Raw genomic sequence first — 15,094 nt, forward strand, 5'->3', positions numbered from 1 at the left:
TAGCGGACTCTTTTTTTTAATACGCCTACGTGAATTCAGAACCGACAGGGCGAAGCTGACGCAAATGGGGCTCGTCAAGTATCGCAAAGCGACTGCTCACGGTCTCGATCCGCTCGCCTTGCTGGCGGATCATGCTTTCTTCGGTTGGGCCGAGACGGTTGGGGGCGATACGTAGATAACTCACAGCTTGGGGATCGAGTTGCATGATTCGAGCTGCAGTGGCATCGACCGAAGGTAACGACTGCCCAACTAATACCAGACCCATATGTTTCACGCTGCCCATAATGGGGCCGTCTCCCTCCATGCAGTCGATGCCGTCTACGATCGCCAGTGTGTCGGGCAGCGTACAATTGATATCGATCACGGTTTGAGGAATGCCATTGTGATGGAGCACATTCTTGGGCCAGCCGTACTTGATTCCCGGCAAGACGCCGTAGAAGTTCTTCATGGCACATGTGAGTCCGACCCAATGATGGGTTTTCATCTTGGGCATGGATACGACTAGGTCGGCTGTTAGAACGCTCTGCGGGAAGTAGATTTCTCGCAAAGGACTCAGCCCACCTTTGTTTCGCTTTGCCTTTGCCGCCTCGTAGTTCAAGTCGGCAAAATCGAGGCCCCCATCGCGAAGTGCTTCTCCTACGCCCGATTCGACTAGTGCCATTTCCGTGTCTCGCACATGGCCCGGGGCTTCTCCCACGGTTACAGTCGCACCCCAACGACGAAAGACTTCCGCTGCTGCGACCACCATAGAAGGGTGAGTCGTCATGTGAGGAATTTCCCTCGACGGTTCCACGAGATTGGGTTTTAGTAAGATGCGTTTGCCGCGATAGCGCTTACCGTCAAATCCGCAAGCAGCGAGTCCGTCCTCAATGGTCTTCACAAGCCCGCCGTCATACGACTGGCCGCGCGCTATGAACACGTCTGCTGTGCGAGAGGGCAGGGCAGGCAAAAACTTTGCTGCTGCTACGCTGGCAACGCTTGCTGCGCCTACCGAGAGTACGGTTCGTCGGCTTGGTCTCCATTTGGGGAATTCATCGTTCATCCGGCACTCACGGTCTGTTCGTCTAGGTTTGCAGCCACATTCCTCTTCGGAACAAACGGCTGTTCGTGGGCGGCCAGCAGCAATAGCGACAAGGGATAGGTTGCTTTCGACCCAATCTCATCGAGATGTTTGAGCTTCCGCAGCACGAGCTCATTCGCCTTGCTGGGACGCTGGTCATGGGCAGTGAGCCCTAAGAGGGCAAAGGAAAGCGAAGCGGCTGAGGAATCCGCTTCGATCTTTCTCAGGAGATAATCCAAGGAAGCAGTCACTCGAGGGTCGTCGGTTGGATGATCGGCCAATGCCCACATGGCAATGCCTGTGGGCTGAACATGGGGGAGCAATTCCTGACCCAGTACAAATGTGTTGCCGTAGTTGCATCCGCCGGCAGGTAGCAAGCGATCGACGATCATGCGAACGCCAGTCTGGACGCGTGGGTGTTTTGCTAAGCCCAACTGTGTCAGAGCTTTTACGAAGAAGCAGGTCGGCTCCATCCAGGAGTGTGTGTCAGCTGCCCACGACCAACCAGCCAGTGTTGTATCGTGACCAGCCTGGCGACTTACCGGGCCGGCGCGTCCGTGGTCCTGGAGAGTCCATTCGGTAGCTTTCTTCAGGGGCAACTCGAAATTGTCGGCTTCGTTCCATTGATCGGCAAAGTACCATGCGAGCATCGCCAGGCTGGTCGGCCAGCGTGGTGTTTGTAGTTTCCGGCTGACTCCAACTGCACCGTTAGCTTGTTGCTGTTCGGCCAGCCAGCGAGCGGGTCGTAAAGCTGCTAGACGGTCTCCATGGCTACCTAGCGCCAAACTTGCCCAGGCAGCCGGCTCGGTAGCCGGTTCGAGCGTATTTCCCTGGTAGCACCAGATGGTTGCCTCATGCAGTCGTCGGAGGTGTCGGGAAAGTTCCATGAACTCAAACCATGAAATCAAACTTGGTTGTTGGGGATGACGCCCATCTCGTAGCAGTTACTACGGGACGACTTCTCCTTAAACTTAGGTTGCAAAAACGCAACACAGGGGCCAGTTCACGTTGCATCAGCAGAACAAAATGTGTTCAAGGGGCAAGGGTTTCCGTTTGTAAGGACTGGGCACCTGGAGAATCCCGCAGGATTCTCCAGTCTTGCTTTGACACCTGTGGTAGCTGACATAGGTTTCAAGTGGAGTCGACGACCTTCACTGGCGTCAGCTTCGGTGGTGAACGCTGCAGGCGTTTACCTGCGAGTTTGTTCTTCTCCTGGTCTCGTCCGCGATTCTCTCACGGAAGTTAAAAGCGAAGAGCATTGCTCGCAAATGAGCCTGCTGTGTACTCATCCTCGACAAAGGCAACCTGACCGAAAGGCTGGGACGCAAAGCTAGAGACGGAGTCTTCATGACAGGATCCTCAGGGATCCTATTCGTGAAGAATACGAAAGCTCGGCTGCCGAAAGGATGCTTCGTTACGGCGACGCAGCACTGCGGCGAGAGTGGATGAAACGCATTAATTTGAATTTACCTGGCCCTGTCGCTCGAGGAGTGCAGGCTCGCGATGCCCGGAGTCTTTAAAAGCTTGGGGAATCGTCGCGGGTGATGGAGTCGAAAACCGAGAGCATTCCTCTCGACAACCATGTAGGGTGTCCAGTCTTGTGCTGGTCATCGAAAACCGGAGATTATCATGAAGAAATTTGCTCAGAAGGTACAGAATTTTTTGGCGTCGGAAGACGGTCCAACCGCTGTTGAGTACGCTGTGATGCTCGCTCTGATCATCATCGTTTGCTTGACCGCTATCCGTTCAATTGGTACTAACGCCAGCGCTACTTTCAACGCTGTCGCGACTCAATTGAGCACCACGACTGGTAGCTGATCTGTGAACGACGCCCTACATGGATTGATCTAGGGATTTACGATTACGACCCCCGGAGATGCAATAGGCGTCTCCGGGGGTTTTTTCTGCTAAGAGTGCGGGAAAGATCGAATTGTCGCGGTGAGGCAATAGTCACCAACACCTGCCGATAAGGTTTTCCCGAAAAACAGACCATTCTGTCTGCGTAATTTATGCCGGAACCGAAATCGTAGGCTATTTTTGCTTGGCCGCTTTGTTGAATGAGATTTATGGAGCAGCCATTAACAAGTGATGAAACCCCGTAATTCCTGGAGTGCCGACCATGATTAGTCTCATGCCGGAAGAGCTCATCAAGATTGCATGCCATCTGGTTTGCTACGGATTTGCCTCTGTATCAGCCGTGTTTGCCGTCCTGTTCATGCCTCGTTGGTAGGCCAGCGCTACAGCGAAAACGACCAAAACTACTATCCCCAAACGCTTTTTTGGAAGCTCCCTCATGTTCGATTTCCAAGCATTCTTTGCCGGTCTCGGCGAATCCTGGCCCGTGTGGGTCGTCACGATCACCTTGGTGGTTGCCGCCGTGATAGACGGTATCAAGCTGAAAGTTCCCAACGCGATCACCTTTCCGATGATTATCAGCGGTTGGGTTTACAGCGCCACGCTGACCGGATATCCCCCCATTGAGGGACTTTGGTGGAGCATAGTTGGGACGGCAATAGGCCTTGGCCTGTTGTTGCCTCTGTACGCCATTGGTGGAATGGGTGCTGGCGACGTGAAATTGTTGGCTGGAGTGGGTGCTTGGATGTGGAGCGAAACCACTTTTTACGCCTTCGCTTGGACTGCCATCGTGGGCGGTGTCATTGCCTTCGGCATGATCCTCTACAAGCGTTCCTGGAACAAACACAAAGACCAGTTCTGGGGAATCCTGAACGAGATCGCCACGGTCAAAGACCCGGAAAAGTTGGCTGAGATTGCTGCCGAACGTAAGCAACGCATGTTCCTGCTCCCCTACGGAATCCCCATGGCAATCGGCACGATTGGCTACTTTGCCTGGGAGGGCATGCTTGTCTGAGTGATTGCACTTGAGTAAGAGGGCATTTCTGGTCCTTTTGATTGGACCGGTTATGCCGGGCGTGCCGAAGATAGCGACTAGGCCCCGAAGCCCGTAACCAACCGGGCTGCCAAAGGCCCAACAAGCGAAGCAAGCAGAATCAAAACTAAGTTACCAGATCGCCGCTGGCAAGATGGCCCGCACCTTCGAGTGCAGGCGGCACGAGAGGCCAACCTTTTGGCCCTTCACCAACCATAAGACAAGTTGAGAGAAACTAGCCAAGCCGGTTCAAGAAGAACCGACCCAAACTGAGAGCTCTCGCTTTACCCCGGGGGGGTGTGATGCGTCCCAAATCACTCGTACTACTAGCTCTTGCGCTCGGCTGCGGCCTGGTCGCTTCGATTGGCATTAGCCAAGTTCTCGATAGCAATGGCAAGCCAGCTCAGGTTGAAACTGTGCCGATCTACGTCGCAGTTCAAACCGTGAATCTAGGCGACCCGATTGACGAGACACTCGTCACGCTCGAAGAATGGCCCAAAGAGAAGGTGCCCGTCGGAGCAATCGCAGCCTGGGAAGACTTAGAAGATCGTCGCCCTCGTGCCACGATTTTGCAAGGTGCACCGATTCTCGATAGTCATCTGCTCGCCAAGGGGCAGCACATCGATACCCTCGGTGCCATTCCGGCTGACATGCGTATCAAGACCATCTCGGTCGATGCCCGTCGCAGTGCCGCCGGCTTGATCCTGCCTGGCAACCGAGTTGATCTTCAAATTTTTATCTCGCGCAACGAACGAGAAGGAATCTTCACACCTCGCACGAAAGTGTTCCTGCAAAACATTCGAGTTTTTGCAGTCGACCAAAAGGTCGAGCGTTCGGCTGATGGCGAAGAGTCACGCACGATAGCGAAAACCGTTTCGCTCGTTGTAACTCCTAAACAAGCCAACACGATTACCCTTGCTGAGAACCTTGGCGACGTGAGCCTCATCCCGCGTAACGCCGACGATGAGGCAATCATCAGCGATAACGAAGTGGACATCGACTCGCTCCTAGGTCGCAGCACTAGTAACAATCGCGAAATGGAACGTAGTACTGTTGAAGCGATTGTTCCTAGCATTGAGGACATGCAGAGCAGTATGGCCCCAGTGAAGCCACCGTTCTCCATGACGATCATTTACCCAGACGAAGTCTCGAAGATAGAGTTCACCGCGGCAGGTGATCCGATCCTATCGGGTAACAACTCTGCTTTGTTGCCCCCACCCATCGGGGCACCGATTGAAGATTCAGAGCCGATTGAGAACGATGCCGATGCCGATTTTCCGATTGATCTTCGGATCAAGTAGACGCTAGCAAGACCAGTAACCTTTTCAATTTCCCGCAATGGTGGTCAGGCAAGGATGCCCTGGCTTGTTTTCGGCTGGCTGAACCCGCTCAGTCGTCGGACTTGACCCAACAAGGAAGTACACGGATGTACCACTCTAAATCGCTTTTCGCCAGGCTTCTACAACGTACGCTCTCGCTAGGCGTTGTCGGGCTTCTCACTTCCATTGCCGTGGTTACGCAGGCACAAGAAGTCTCCTCTGTCATACGTGAGATTTCTCAGGCAAACGATCGCCTGGAAATGACGGTCAATACGAGTCGCATTCTCACTCTTGAAACGCGTATTCCGCGTTTAGTGGTAACCAATCCGGAACTCGTTACGGCTACGCCGATCAGCGAGAACCAGGTGCAAATAGCAGCTCGCAAACCAGGCGTCACTCAAATCAACTTGTGGGATGAGAACGGCAAGGTTTACACCGTGGATCTCATGATCTTTGGAGACGTCCGCGAACTCGACCTAACGCTCAAACGCATGTTCCCCGAATCGACTCTCAAAGTAGTTAAGCTCTCACAGAGTTTGGTACTCGAAGGTCAAGTAGATCGTCCAGAAATTGTCAGCACGATCCGTACATTGGCAGAAGATTACGCACCCAAAGTAATCAATAACATCAGCGTTGGTGGCGTTCAGCAGGTGTTGCTGAAAGTGAAGGTCATGGAAGTCTCGCGGACAAAGCTACGCTCACTCGGCTTCGACTTCGCTCAGTTCAGTGGTGCCAACGGCATTGCCTCGGGTGCCGCTGGGCTCATTCAAGCAGGTTCAGCTGTGGTCGACGGGACCACCACGCTCACCGGGGGTGAAACTCTTGCCTTCAGTGTTATCAATGGGAACGATTCCTTCTTCGGATTCTTGGAGGCACTCCAGGAGAACGAGCTCGCGAAGACATTGGCAGAGCCGACGGTTGTTGCTGTGAGCGGTCGTCCTGCAAAGTTCCATGTAGGTGGTGAGGTGTTCTTCGCCCTGAGCAATGGCGTCGCTGGTAACTCCGTCGAGTCTGAAGAGTTCGGTACCACGGTTGACTTTGTACCCATCGTCTTAGGGAACGGACGCATTCGGTTGGAAGTACGGCCTGAGATCAGTGAAATCGATTTGAGCGGCCAGGTACCTGGCTCGCTATTCACCACCAAGACCAGTCTCGTTGACACCGGCGTAGAAATGAACGCTGGTCAAACGCTTGCTCTTGCCGGTTTGATCCAAACCCGCGTCATTGCTCGCCAACGCGGCTTGCCGTTCTTGGCCGACCTGCCGTACGTCGGGGCCGCCTTCCGCAGAGTTGAAGAGCGCGTTGAAGAGATCGAATTGCTAATTATGGTCACTCCAGAGTTCGCTGATGGACTTGATCCTCACGAAGTTCCTCAATGTGGTCCAGGCATGGAAACGGTTTCACCTTCGTGCTGCGAACTCTATGGCAAGGGCTACTTGGAAGTCCCTGCCTGTAACGGGTGCGGGGCAATGGGGGCCGGTTGCTCAAGCGATTGCGGTGTCGGTGGTTGCAATGCAGGCGGCTGTGTTGCTCCTAGTGGTACCAGCAGCGGTTGTGCAACAGGTGACTGTGCAGTTGGGGAACAACCTCCTGTAGGCTACGAAGCGACCGATGGTTACGCCGGAGCACCTGCTCCGGGAGATGGACCTTTCTACGGATACGTCCAAGAAGGCGATCAACCGATGGAAACTCCGCAGCAGCCACAAATGACCCCACAAATGAACGTGGAGCCCTCCTACGAACCGGCTCCCGTGGAACCAACCAGCAGTACCGAACCTGCCCAGGAGAGTTACCCGCAACAGCAGTATTCGAATGAGCTGCAGCTGAACGACCAGCCGGCCAATCAAGATCAGGGGCAAGAGCAGTTGCCTGATCCTTCCGTGCAACGGTTCCGTTCACAATGGGCTCAGCCCCAGGCTTCAGCTGCCGGGCCTCAGCAACCTGGCCCTGAACAGGCCGCCACCCAACAACAAGGCGGTCAGGTGGAGAGCAGTCAGGAGAGTACGGTACAGTCGGGTATTCGGAATAATCCTTACTATCGTACCGCTCGCCAGCCAAAGCCGCAGCGCAGCACGAGTACACCCGGATTGATTGGACCGATTGGTTACGACGTTCAGAAGTAAGTAGCTTCTTCGTGAGCTACGCTTGCACACCGGGCCTATTCTCATAGGCTTGGCCCAACCTGCCGCCTAGGCCAAGGTTGGGAGCCCAATCAAAATTAAGCATGAGTCTCGGCACGATTCGCGCGACCTAGCGTGCAACCCGGTTGTTACCCAGTTTCGCGACCTGATACGAACATCACATGGCCAACGCACTACGCATCGCTGTTGTCGATCCCAACGACTCTTCACGGGAAGCTATTAAGAACACACTTCTTGAGCTAGATACTATCTGGCTAGAAGCAGAGTGCTCTCGATACGACTTCTTCGTAGATGTTGTCGAGCAAACTTCGCCAGACATCGCACTTGTCGCTATGGATAGCGATCCAGAGCGAGCCACCGAACTTATCGGTGAAGTAATCGCCAAGTCGCCCGATTGCTCGGTCCTTGTGGCGAGCAGTTCTGCCGATGGTCAACTCATTCTCAAGTCGATGCGTGCTGGTGCAAAAGAATTTCTCACGCAGCCATTGGGTTCAGAGGAACTCACTAGCGCACTAATGCGCGTCAAAAACCATATTGGGGGACAAGCCCCTGGCACCAAGGGCGAGGGTTGCAAGATTTTCACCATCGCTGGTTCGACCGGAGGTGTTGGATCGACCAGCATTGCCGTGAACCTAGCTTGCACTCTTGCTGCGGAACCTGAGAATCTTGTGGTACTACTAGATCTCGATCTGGCCCTCGGCGATGCGGATGTGTTCTTGGACGCCATCCCTGAGTACACCCTGGCCGATGTGGCCATGAACGTCGCCCGCTTGGACCTTACTCTACTGAAGAAGTCGCTTACCAAGCACTCTTCGGGCGTTCACTTGCTGCCGCGGCCGATTCAGTTAGAAGATGTGCGCTCGATCACTCCCGACGACCTGTCGCGAGTCATCGGACTCTTGAAAACCACTTTCACGCACATCGTCATTGATACCTCCAAGGGCTATGGCGATCTCGACATGCTCGCCCTACGACAAGCGGACGAGGTCCTGATGCTCACGCAGCTTGACTTGCCCTGCTTGCGTAACGTCGTGCGATTGATGATGTCTTTCGATGCCGAGGGCGATCTGCGCGACAAAGTACGCATCGTGGTAAATCGTGTCGGACAAGAGAGCGGTCAGATTAGCTTGAAGAAGGCCCAGGAAACCCTCGGGCGTGACATCTTCTGGCAGATACCGAACGACTATCGCATCATGGTCGAGGTGCGTAACAACGGCGTACCACTCATCGAGCACGCCCCCAAGGCTAGCATCACCCGCGCCATCGGCGACCTGGGCGATGCCCTCTGTGGAAAAGAGCACGTAGAAGACGAAGCCGGCGAAAGCCGCGGCCGCGGCTGGTTGAACTTCTTGCCGAAGCGGTAGCAGTTCGACGCTATTTGTCCTTTCTATCCCACGGCGTAGCCGCGGGTGAAATCAAGATTGGGACCACCGCCGCTATTGGCTTGGAAGATGAAGAAATCAGTGCCAACCACGAAGCCGCCCTCCGTTGCCAACAGCGCCCGTTCCGGTGGCCAGATCCTACGTGCCAAGATGACGGGCAAGGTATTCTAGACCGATGACGTACCTCCTGGCGCTGAACCTGGGTGAACTAGCGATATGAACGCCGGCTCGGCTGAGAATGTCCGTGCCGCTGGTTCTAGCCTGATTGGGATTGGTTCGCCAGCACTTAGTCGCTCGAAGTGTCAGTGCAGGGGAGAGTGCCCACGCCCCATGGCTCAGCCAGGTTGGCCGAGCTACTAGGATGCGCCACTGGCTTTTACTCCAGCGGTTGGCTCCCTTCTTGCCGGTGCATTCCGCACATTCGGCACTTCTTATCGGTCAGGTGGCTCCTCCCTAGGGAAGCTCCGTGAACGTTGCGAAATGTGAGCTATGTTTGCATGACGCAACATACCGCGATTACGGTCGCAATGCTGTTTGCGTCTGAAATATGACGTAGAACTGTAGCCGATTCAAGGCCTGGCGAGGCGTATCTTGTCGGCTAGCGAGTCGATGCTACAGCGACCATTAAGATAAGTAACGCGTAAAGCAAGCAAAGAGCCACTTCCCCGCAGCGAGCCCCATCCATGTCCTCTGTATCTACCCAGTTGCCCAAGCCGGGCGAAGACCGTGCCGCTGAATTCGACAAGCTCAAGCAACGAATCCACTCGAAGCTGGTGGACAAGCTTGATATGTCTCACGTGAATGATCTCGAGGGCGACGTGCTGCGTCGAGAGATTCGCCTTGTGGTTGAGCATCTTTGCGATAGCGAAGACACGTTCCTGAATCGCAACGAACGCGACAAGCTCATCGACGAAGTCCTGGACGAGACTTTCGGCCTTGGCCCACTGGAAATGCTGTTGAAAGAGCCCTCGATCAGCGAAATCATGATCAACGGCCCGAAGAACGTGTTCGTGGAAAATGGCGGCCGCCTAGAGAAGGCGGATTGTAAGTTTCGCGACAATAAACACCTCATGCAAATTATCGACCGCATTGTGTCGAAGGTCGGACGTCGCGTTGATGAAGTCTGTCCGATGGTGGATGCCCGCCTGCCGGATGGTTCGCGTGTGAATGCGATCATCCCGCCGCTTGCCCTCGACGGCCCGAGCGTGACGATTCGTCGCTTTGGTTCGAACCCGCTCAAGCTCGAAGACCTACTCAACTACAAGAGTTTGACGCCCGAGATGGTCATGCTTCTCGAAGGTGCCATGAAGAGCAAGCTGAACGTTATCATCTCTGGTGGTACAGGTTCTGGTAAGACGACACTTCTCAACACACTTTCAAGCTTCATCTCGAACGACGACCGTATCGTCACGATCGAGGATGCTGCTGAATTGCAGCTTCAACAAGACCACATCGTCCGTCTGGAAACTCGCCCGCCGAATATTGAAGGCAAGGGGAAAATTTCAGCGACGGATCTCGTACGAAACTCGCTGCGTATGCGTCCTGATCGGATCATCATCGGCGAATGCCGTGGTCCAGAAACGCTCGATATGTTGCAAGCGATGAACACGGGGCACGATGGCTCGCTCACTACTTGCCATGCGAATACACCTCGCGATGCGATTGCTCGCTTGGAAACCATGATTATGATGGCCGGCTTTGAAATGCCTCTACGTGCCATGCGAGCTCAGATTTCCAGTGCCGTAGACATGATCGTGCAGGTAAACCGCCTTTCCGGCGGACCGCGCAAGGTAACTGCGATCACTGAAGTGATGGGCATGGAACAAGACACCATCGTCATGCAGGATATTTTTAAATACATCCAGGAGGGTGTGGATGAGAACGGCCGATCGGTTGGGGACTTTATTTCCACCGGAATCCGCCCGTCGTTTATCCCACGGATGGAAGCCAACGGTGTTCGCCTACCATCGAGTGCTTTCCGCGAACGCGTCATGCTTCGCGACTAGACGACAGACAAAGAGACCTATTTCCATTCAATAGAAGTGGCCTGTCGGGGAATCTGGAGGGGGAACCCCGGCAGGTGCTTTTACTACGAGAGAAGTTTATTGCGATCCAGCAGTGTTACAAATTAATCAGTACGGATGGGATTGAAACGAAGCAAAGTTCGTTCACCGATCCGCTAGCGAAATCCTGACCCTTGAGTCAATCATGCTACCCACTTATCTCATCATCGCCCTTGTGTTTGCGTTTGTTACGCTAATCTTCGTTGCCGTTGCAATGATGATGCGTGACCACAGTGTTTCGCAAATGGAAGACCGCCTGAATTCGCTTACGAGTGCTAGTGGCAAGGGCGATCCCGGTAGTTTATCGGAAGTTGCCAAGATCATTGCGGAGCAACGTGGTCAGGGAAAAGGCTTCGTTGAAGAAGTGTTCTCTCGCACGTTCAACTTGCCACGCCTATTCGAACAAGCCGACGTGACGATGAGCGTTACGGCGTTCCTAGGTGTGTCGGCTGCCGTGGGTATTGGTGCTGCTCTCTTGGTCGGCTTTGCTGGCTTAAATCTGGGTCTCGCCCCGATCGTTGGAGTGTGCTTCGCGGCCTTGCCGTTATTTTGGCTCACGTTCCGCCGCAAACGCCGCCTCAGGAAGTTTGCTGCCCAATTGCCAGACGCCTTGGAACTCGTTGCCCGCGCCCTGCGTGCCGGCCATAGCCTCGCGGCTGGTTTCCGACTCGTATCGTCCGAAGGTTCCGATCCGATTGCCGCCGAATTTGGTCGCGTGTTCGAAGAGCAAAACCTGGGTATTCCATTCGAGGAAGCCTTGAATAGCCTGTGCGAACGCGTCCCCAACCTCGACCTGAAATTCTTTGTTACTGCTGTTGTACTGCAACGCCAGACCGGTGGTGACTTGGCCGAGATCCTCGACAAGATTGGCCACCTAATTCGCGAACGCTTCAAAATCTGGGGCCAAGTCCAAGCTCTCACGGGCGAAGGTCGCCTCTCTGGCATCGTCCTATTAGCGTTGCCACCGATGCTTTTTGTGGCTGTATACCGTTTGAATCCTGAATACCTCATGGTGCTATTCACTGACGAATTGGGCAAGAAAATGCTCATTGGTGGTGTGTTGATGCAGCTCTTTGGGGCTCTCGTAATTCGTAAGATTGTTAACATCCGAGTTTGACATGACTATTCTCCTTGCGGGAATCCTAAGTTCCAAAACCGTCACCTTCTTTGCGATCTTCGGCTCAGCTGCCGCCGGCGCTTGGTGCCTGCTAGATTTCTTCGCTGCTAAAAAGCCTAGAGCGGAAGAGCGTCTGGACGAATATCGCGAGCCCAACGGTCGCCGCGGCGATCCGCTCAAGGGCGCAAAGTCTAAAAGTGGCGCTATGAGCCGCGCCATCGACAGCGTTGCGCCCGCGCTAGCCAAGCCTTTGCAACCCAAGACGGAAGAAGAAGTTAGCAAGGCTCGTGAGAAACTAAACACAGCCGGATTCCGTAGCGAGAACGCCCCGCAGGTGTTCTGGTCGCTCAAGATATGTGGCTTGATGGCCGGCTTTGTGATCGGCGGGGGGGCGGTTGGATTTTCCAAGGGTTTCACTATCGATACGCTTACTTATGCGGGTATGATCTCCGGCGTCTGTTTCTATTTGCCAGAGATGATACTGTTCTTCGTTCGCAAGAGTCGGCAAGACAATATATTCTACGGCCTGCCCGACGCGCTCGACCTGTTGGTCGTGTGCGTGGAAGCTGGCCTAGGTCTCGATCAGGCAATGCGAAAAGTCTCTGAGGAGATGGCGAACAGTTATAAAGTGATCTCCGACGAGTTCTCCCTAAGCAACTTTCAACTGCAAATGGGACGCGCTCGCAACGACGTACTTCACGAACTAGGTTCGCGCACTGGCGTTGAGGATCTGAAGTCGCTCGCAGCCATTCTCATCCAGGCAGACAAGTTTGGCTCCAGCGTTGCTCAGGCACTGCGTGTGCAGAGCGACTCGATGCGAACGAAGCGTAGCCAAATGGCGGAAGAAAAAGCCGCCAAGACGGCGGTGAAACTAATCTTCCCGCTGGTGATCTTCATTTTCCCAGCGATCTTCGTGGTCCTTGTAGGCCCTGCAGCGATCACCATGGTCAATGAGCTGTTCCCGTCGATGAATCCTTAAGCTTCTCGGATTCAGTTCTATCTGAGCAAGGATTCTGCCAGCGTTCATCTCGCCACGGTTCTTACGCTGAGGCCGTTATTCGCTCTCCCAATGGGCGATGGAAGATAGCCTAGCACTTCCCCTTAGCGGCTTAGCGGAACGCTTACACGAACTGCTAGCTTAAAATGGGGTGTCTAGGCGGGATGTTCCGGTACTTTAAAAAGTAGCGCAGCGGCCCGCGCGGTCGTGTCGATGCTAACGAAGGTAGGGCCAAGTACACAGCTGCGGCAATTGTTTCCGCTTCCGACTTTGGCCTCCCGCAGTTCCTGAAGATCCGCCGCAAGCCTCGTTAGGACGTTGTTGCTATGAAGACGCCAGCCATTGCTGCTATTACTTTGTTCGCATCTCTGATGGCCTCTGCAGCTAGTGCTCAGTGCCAAGATGCCACGGCGGGTTACACTTACAAACAGTCATACATGGCTAATTCTATGTGGCCGTCGCAGTATATCCCTGCAGCCCGCTCAGGGATTAACAGTGCGTTCTGCGGCATGGTCAACAACGGTTGGCGTCGTCAGAATTTGATGGGGGATTACCACTTCAAGAACGATTCGCAAGAACTCACTGAGTCGGGCCGCCTGAAGGCCGAATGGGTGCTTTCGCAGGCTCCAATGCAGCGTCGCAACTTGTTCGTGCAACGAACCGGCGAAGAAGAGCAAACCGCACAACGCGTCCAATCGGTGCAAGAGTTTGCTGCAAATATCACGACCGACGGCAACCCAGCTGTGATTAACGAGACCGAGGTTCGCGAAGTCGGAAGTCCCGCGGCCTTGGTGGACAAGACTTTCGTCGGATTCAGCGAAAATCGTCCTCTGCCCGTGCTACCAGCACACACCGGCGGACTTAGCGGCAATTAGAGTTCAATTCGCGACTGAGACTAGATAACAAGTGAGATAGAGGTTTGGGCAATGCTCCGTTGTGAGCATCGCCAAAGACAGCGTCGCCGGGAGGGGCGACGCTGTAGCTTTTCTTCTGAGGGGGAGACTCAAGTGCGTAAGATTTCATACACCATGCTCGCATTGGCGGGTATGTCGGTCGGTTGTACGGCTACAGGACCTAAAACTGCCGAGCTAGCTCCCACGAGCGGCTTCGGGCTTAACAAGCAAGAGCCGACGGCCCTTGCCAAAGCACTAGGCCCTGATCATGCCGGGGCAGTTCAGCAGGTGAGCTTTACGGAGAAGGTCACTACCGCGCTAACGACCAATCCTTTCGCGTCGAAGTCCCAAGCACCGGAGGCTACCGAGCCTCTCGTGCAAGCCGCCTTTAAAGACCCTGTGGAGCCTACGCCCGAGTTGTTCGTCTCGATGGCCGAAATGGCAGACCGTGGCGGCAGCCCTGAGCAAGGACGTCAGCTCTATGGTCGTGCTCTGGCGATCCAGAGAAACCATCTAGGAGCTCTGCTGGGACTCGCACATCTTGAGGACCGCGAGGGGAATCTCGACGAGGCACTGCGGATCTACCACCAAGCTGCCGGCGCTCACCCAAATAGTCCCACTGCGTTGAACGACCTTGGCCTGTGCTTTGCACGTCGGGGCGATCTGCAAACTTCGCTGCGGGTGCTCGACCAATGCGTACGGCTTGAACCCGGAAAAGCCCTGTATCGCAACAATGTTGCGAAGGTGCTGATCGAAATGAACATGATCGAGCCGGCGATTGCTCACATGGCTGCCGTCAACCCACCTGCAGTTGCTCAGTACAACGTTGGAGTGCTGCTGAAAGAACGTGGCCGCACTGCTGAAGCAATCCAACACCTGTCGATCGCAGCCAACATGGACCCACAACTGCAGCAGGCTCGTCACTTGCTCGCGGAAATTCAAGGTCGCCCGCAAACGGCGGCCCCTGCAAACGGGCCAGCGCAGCAGGTCGCTCAGCGTGGCGCCGTCCCACAGGTGGCCCGCTTCACACCGCGAGCCCAAGCTCAGCCAACATACCAACAGCCTGGCTACATTCAACAGAGCCCTGCCCAGCAGAGTTACCCAGCGATGGCGAATCCGACGGCACCGTACCCGCACCAGCAGCAACGCCCAGCGGTTGCCGTACCAGGTCAGCAAAGCCCAACACCTATGGGACAGACGACCGTTCGCTAGAGCAAATTTCGGGGCGCCGCGGT

The 15,094-nt window shown here is 54.8% G+C and carries 13 protein-coding genes and 1 riboswitch; of the genes, 10 read left to right on the plus strand and 3 right to left on the minus strand.

The window, feature by feature from the left end:
* Positions 1–25 precede the first annotated feature (25 nt).
* Both HG15A2_RS10765 and HG15A2_RS10770 read right to left on the minus strand, forming a co-directional pair.
* Positions 26–1,042 carry a DUF362 domain-containing protein gene (locus HG15A2_RS10765; RefSeq protein ID WP_145060258.1) on the minus strand — a complete coding sequence of 339 codons (1,017 nt, stop codon included), beginning with the start codon at positions 1,040–1,042 and terminating at the stop codon, positions 26–28.
* Positions 1,039–1,947 carry a hypothetical protein gene (locus HG15A2_RS10770; RefSeq protein WP_145060259.1) on the minus strand — a complete coding sequence of 303 codons (909 nt, stop codon included), beginning with the start codon at positions 1,945–1,947 and terminating at the stop codon, positions 1,039–1,041. Before HG15A2_RS10770 ends, HG15A2_RS10765 begins: the two co-directional genes overlap by 4 nt.
* 402 nt (positions 1,948–2,349) lie before the next feature.
* Positions 2,350–2,463: riboswitch (cyclic di-GMP riboswitch) on the plus strand.
* A 226-nt stretch (positions 2,464–2,689) separates the two neighbouring features.
* Between HG15A2_RS10770 and HG15A2_RS10775 the strand changes: the two genes are divergently transcribed.
* The 5 genes from HG15A2_RS10775 to HG15A2_RS10795 all read left to right on the plus strand — a co-directional run bounded on the left by HG15A2_RS10775 (position 2,690) and on the right by HG15A2_RS10795 (position 8,771).
* Positions 2,690–2,878: a Flp family type IVb pilin gene (locus HG15A2_RS10775; RefSeq protein ID WP_145060260.1), complete on the plus strand. Its 189-nt coding sequence runs from the start codon at positions 2,690–2,692 to the stop codon at positions 2,876–2,878.
* Between the two features lie 475 nt (positions 2,879–3,353).
* Complete coding sequence (locus HG15A2_RS10780) at positions 3,354–3,929, plus strand: A24 family peptidase (protein WP_145060261.1); 576 nt, start codon at positions 3,354–3,356, stop codon at positions 3,927–3,929.
* Between the two features lie 320 nt (positions 3,930–4,249).
* Positions 4,250–5,248, plus strand: coding sequence for a Flp pilus assembly protein CpaB (gene cpaB / locus HG15A2_RS10785; protein ID WP_145060262.1), 999 nt, complete (start codon positions 4,250–4,252; stop codon positions 5,246–5,248).
* Positions 5,249–5,373: 125 nt separating this feature from the next.
* A complete protein-coding gene (locus HG15A2_RS10790; RefSeq protein WP_145060263.1) occupies positions 5,374–7,389 on the plus strand; it encodes a pilus assembly protein N-terminal domain-containing protein in 2,016 nt (671 codons plus the stop codon).
* 179 nt (positions 7,390–7,568) lie between these two features.
* Positions 7,569–8,771 carry an AAA family ATPase gene (locus HG15A2_RS10795; protein ID WP_145060264.1) on the plus strand — a complete coding sequence of 401 codons (1,203 nt, stop codon included), beginning with the start codon at positions 7,569–7,571 and terminating at the stop codon, positions 8,769–8,771.
* A 23-nt stretch (positions 8,772–8,794) separates the two neighbouring features.
* On the opposite strand, the gene HG15A2_RS23940 is transcribed toward HG15A2_RS10795, so the two are convergent.
* Positions 8,795–8,950 (minus strand): hypothetical protein, encoded by a 156-nt coding sequence (locus HG15A2_RS23940; RefSeq protein WP_218932489.1) that lies wholly within the window; start codon positions 8,948–8,950, stop codon positions 8,795–8,797.
* 522 nt (positions 8,951–9,472) lie between these two features.
* Between HG15A2_RS23940 and HG15A2_RS10800 the strand changes: the two genes are divergently transcribed.
* From HG15A2_RS10800 to HG15A2_RS10820, 5 genes are all read left to right on the plus strand, one after another.
* Positions 9,473–10,795, plus strand: coding sequence for a CpaF family protein (locus HG15A2_RS10800; protein WP_145060265.1), 1,323 nt, complete (start codon positions 9,473–9,475; stop codon positions 10,793–10,795).
* A gap of 202 nt (positions 10,796–10,997) precedes the next feature.
* Complete coding sequence (locus HG15A2_RS10805) at positions 10,998–11,969, plus strand: type II secretion system F family protein (protein ID WP_246117937.1); 972 nt, start codon at positions 10,998–11,000, stop codon at positions 11,967–11,969.
* A gap of 1 nt (position 11,970) precedes the next feature.
* A complete protein-coding gene (locus HG15A2_RS10810) occupies positions 11,971–12,948 on the plus strand; it encodes a type II secretion system F family protein (protein ID WP_145060266.1) in 978 nt (325 codons plus the stop codon).
* Between the two features lie 455 nt (positions 12,949–13,403).
* Complete coding sequence (locus tag HG15A2_RS10815; protein ID WP_218932490.1) at positions 13,404–13,841, plus strand: hypothetical protein; 438 nt, start codon at positions 13,404–13,406, stop codon at positions 13,839–13,841.
* A 132-nt stretch (positions 13,842–13,973) separates the two neighbouring features.
* On the plus strand, positions 13,974–15,071 hold the full coding sequence (locus HG15A2_RS10820; RefSeq protein ID WP_218932491.1) for a tetratricopeptide repeat protein: 1,098 nt from the start codon (positions 13,974–13,976) through the stop codon (positions 15,069–15,071).
* Positions 15,072–15,094: the final 23 nt, after the last annotated feature.

It is taken from the genome of Adhaeretor mobilis (assembly GCF_007741515.1).
Lineage (GTDB): Bacteria > Planctomycetota > Planctomycetia > Pirellulales > Lacipirellulaceae > Adhaeretor > Adhaeretor mobilis.

Coding starts and splice junctions, on each gene's coding strand:
- HG15A2_RS10765 (WP_145060258.1), bottom strand. CDS start 1,042: ATGAACGATGAATTCCCCAAATGGAGACCAAGCCGACGAACCGTACTC.
- HG15A2_RS10770 (WP_145060259.1), bottom strand. CDS start 1,947: ATGGAACTTTCCCGACACCTCCGACGACTGCATGAGGCAACCATCTGG.
- HG15A2_RS10775 (WP_145060260.1), top strand. CDS start 2,690: ATGAAGAAATTTGCTCAGAAGGTACAGAATTTTTTGGCGTCGGAAGAC.
- HG15A2_RS10780 (WP_145060261.1), top strand. CDS start 3,354: ATGTTCGATTTCCAAGCATTCTTTGCCGGTCTCGGCGAATCCTGGCCC.
- cpaB (WP_145060262.1), top strand. CDS start 4,250: ATGCGTCCCAAATCACTCGTACTACTAGCTCTTGCGCTCGGCTGCGGC.
- HG15A2_RS10790 (WP_145060263.1), top strand. CDS start 5,374: ATGTACCACTCTAAATCGCTTTTCGCCAGGCTTCTACAACGTACGCTC.
- HG15A2_RS10795 (WP_145060264.1), top strand. CDS start 7,569: ATGGCCAACGCACTACGCATCGCTGTTGTCGATCCCAACGACTCTTCA.
- HG15A2_RS10800 (WP_145060265.1), top strand. CDS start 9,473: ATGTCCTCTGTATCTACCCAGTTGCCCAAGCCGGGCGAAGACCGTGCC.
- HG15A2_RS10805 (WP_246117937.1), top strand. CDS start 10,998: ATGCTACCCACTTATCTCATCATCGCCCTTGTGTTTGCGTTTGTTACG.
- HG15A2_RS10810 (WP_145060266.1), top strand. CDS start 11,971: ATGACTATTCTCCTTGCGGGAATCCTAAGTTCCAAAACCGTCACCTTC.
- HG15A2_RS10815 (WP_218932490.1), top strand. CDS start 13,404: ATGGCTAATTCTATGTGGCCGTCGCAGTATATCCCTGCAGCCCGCTCA.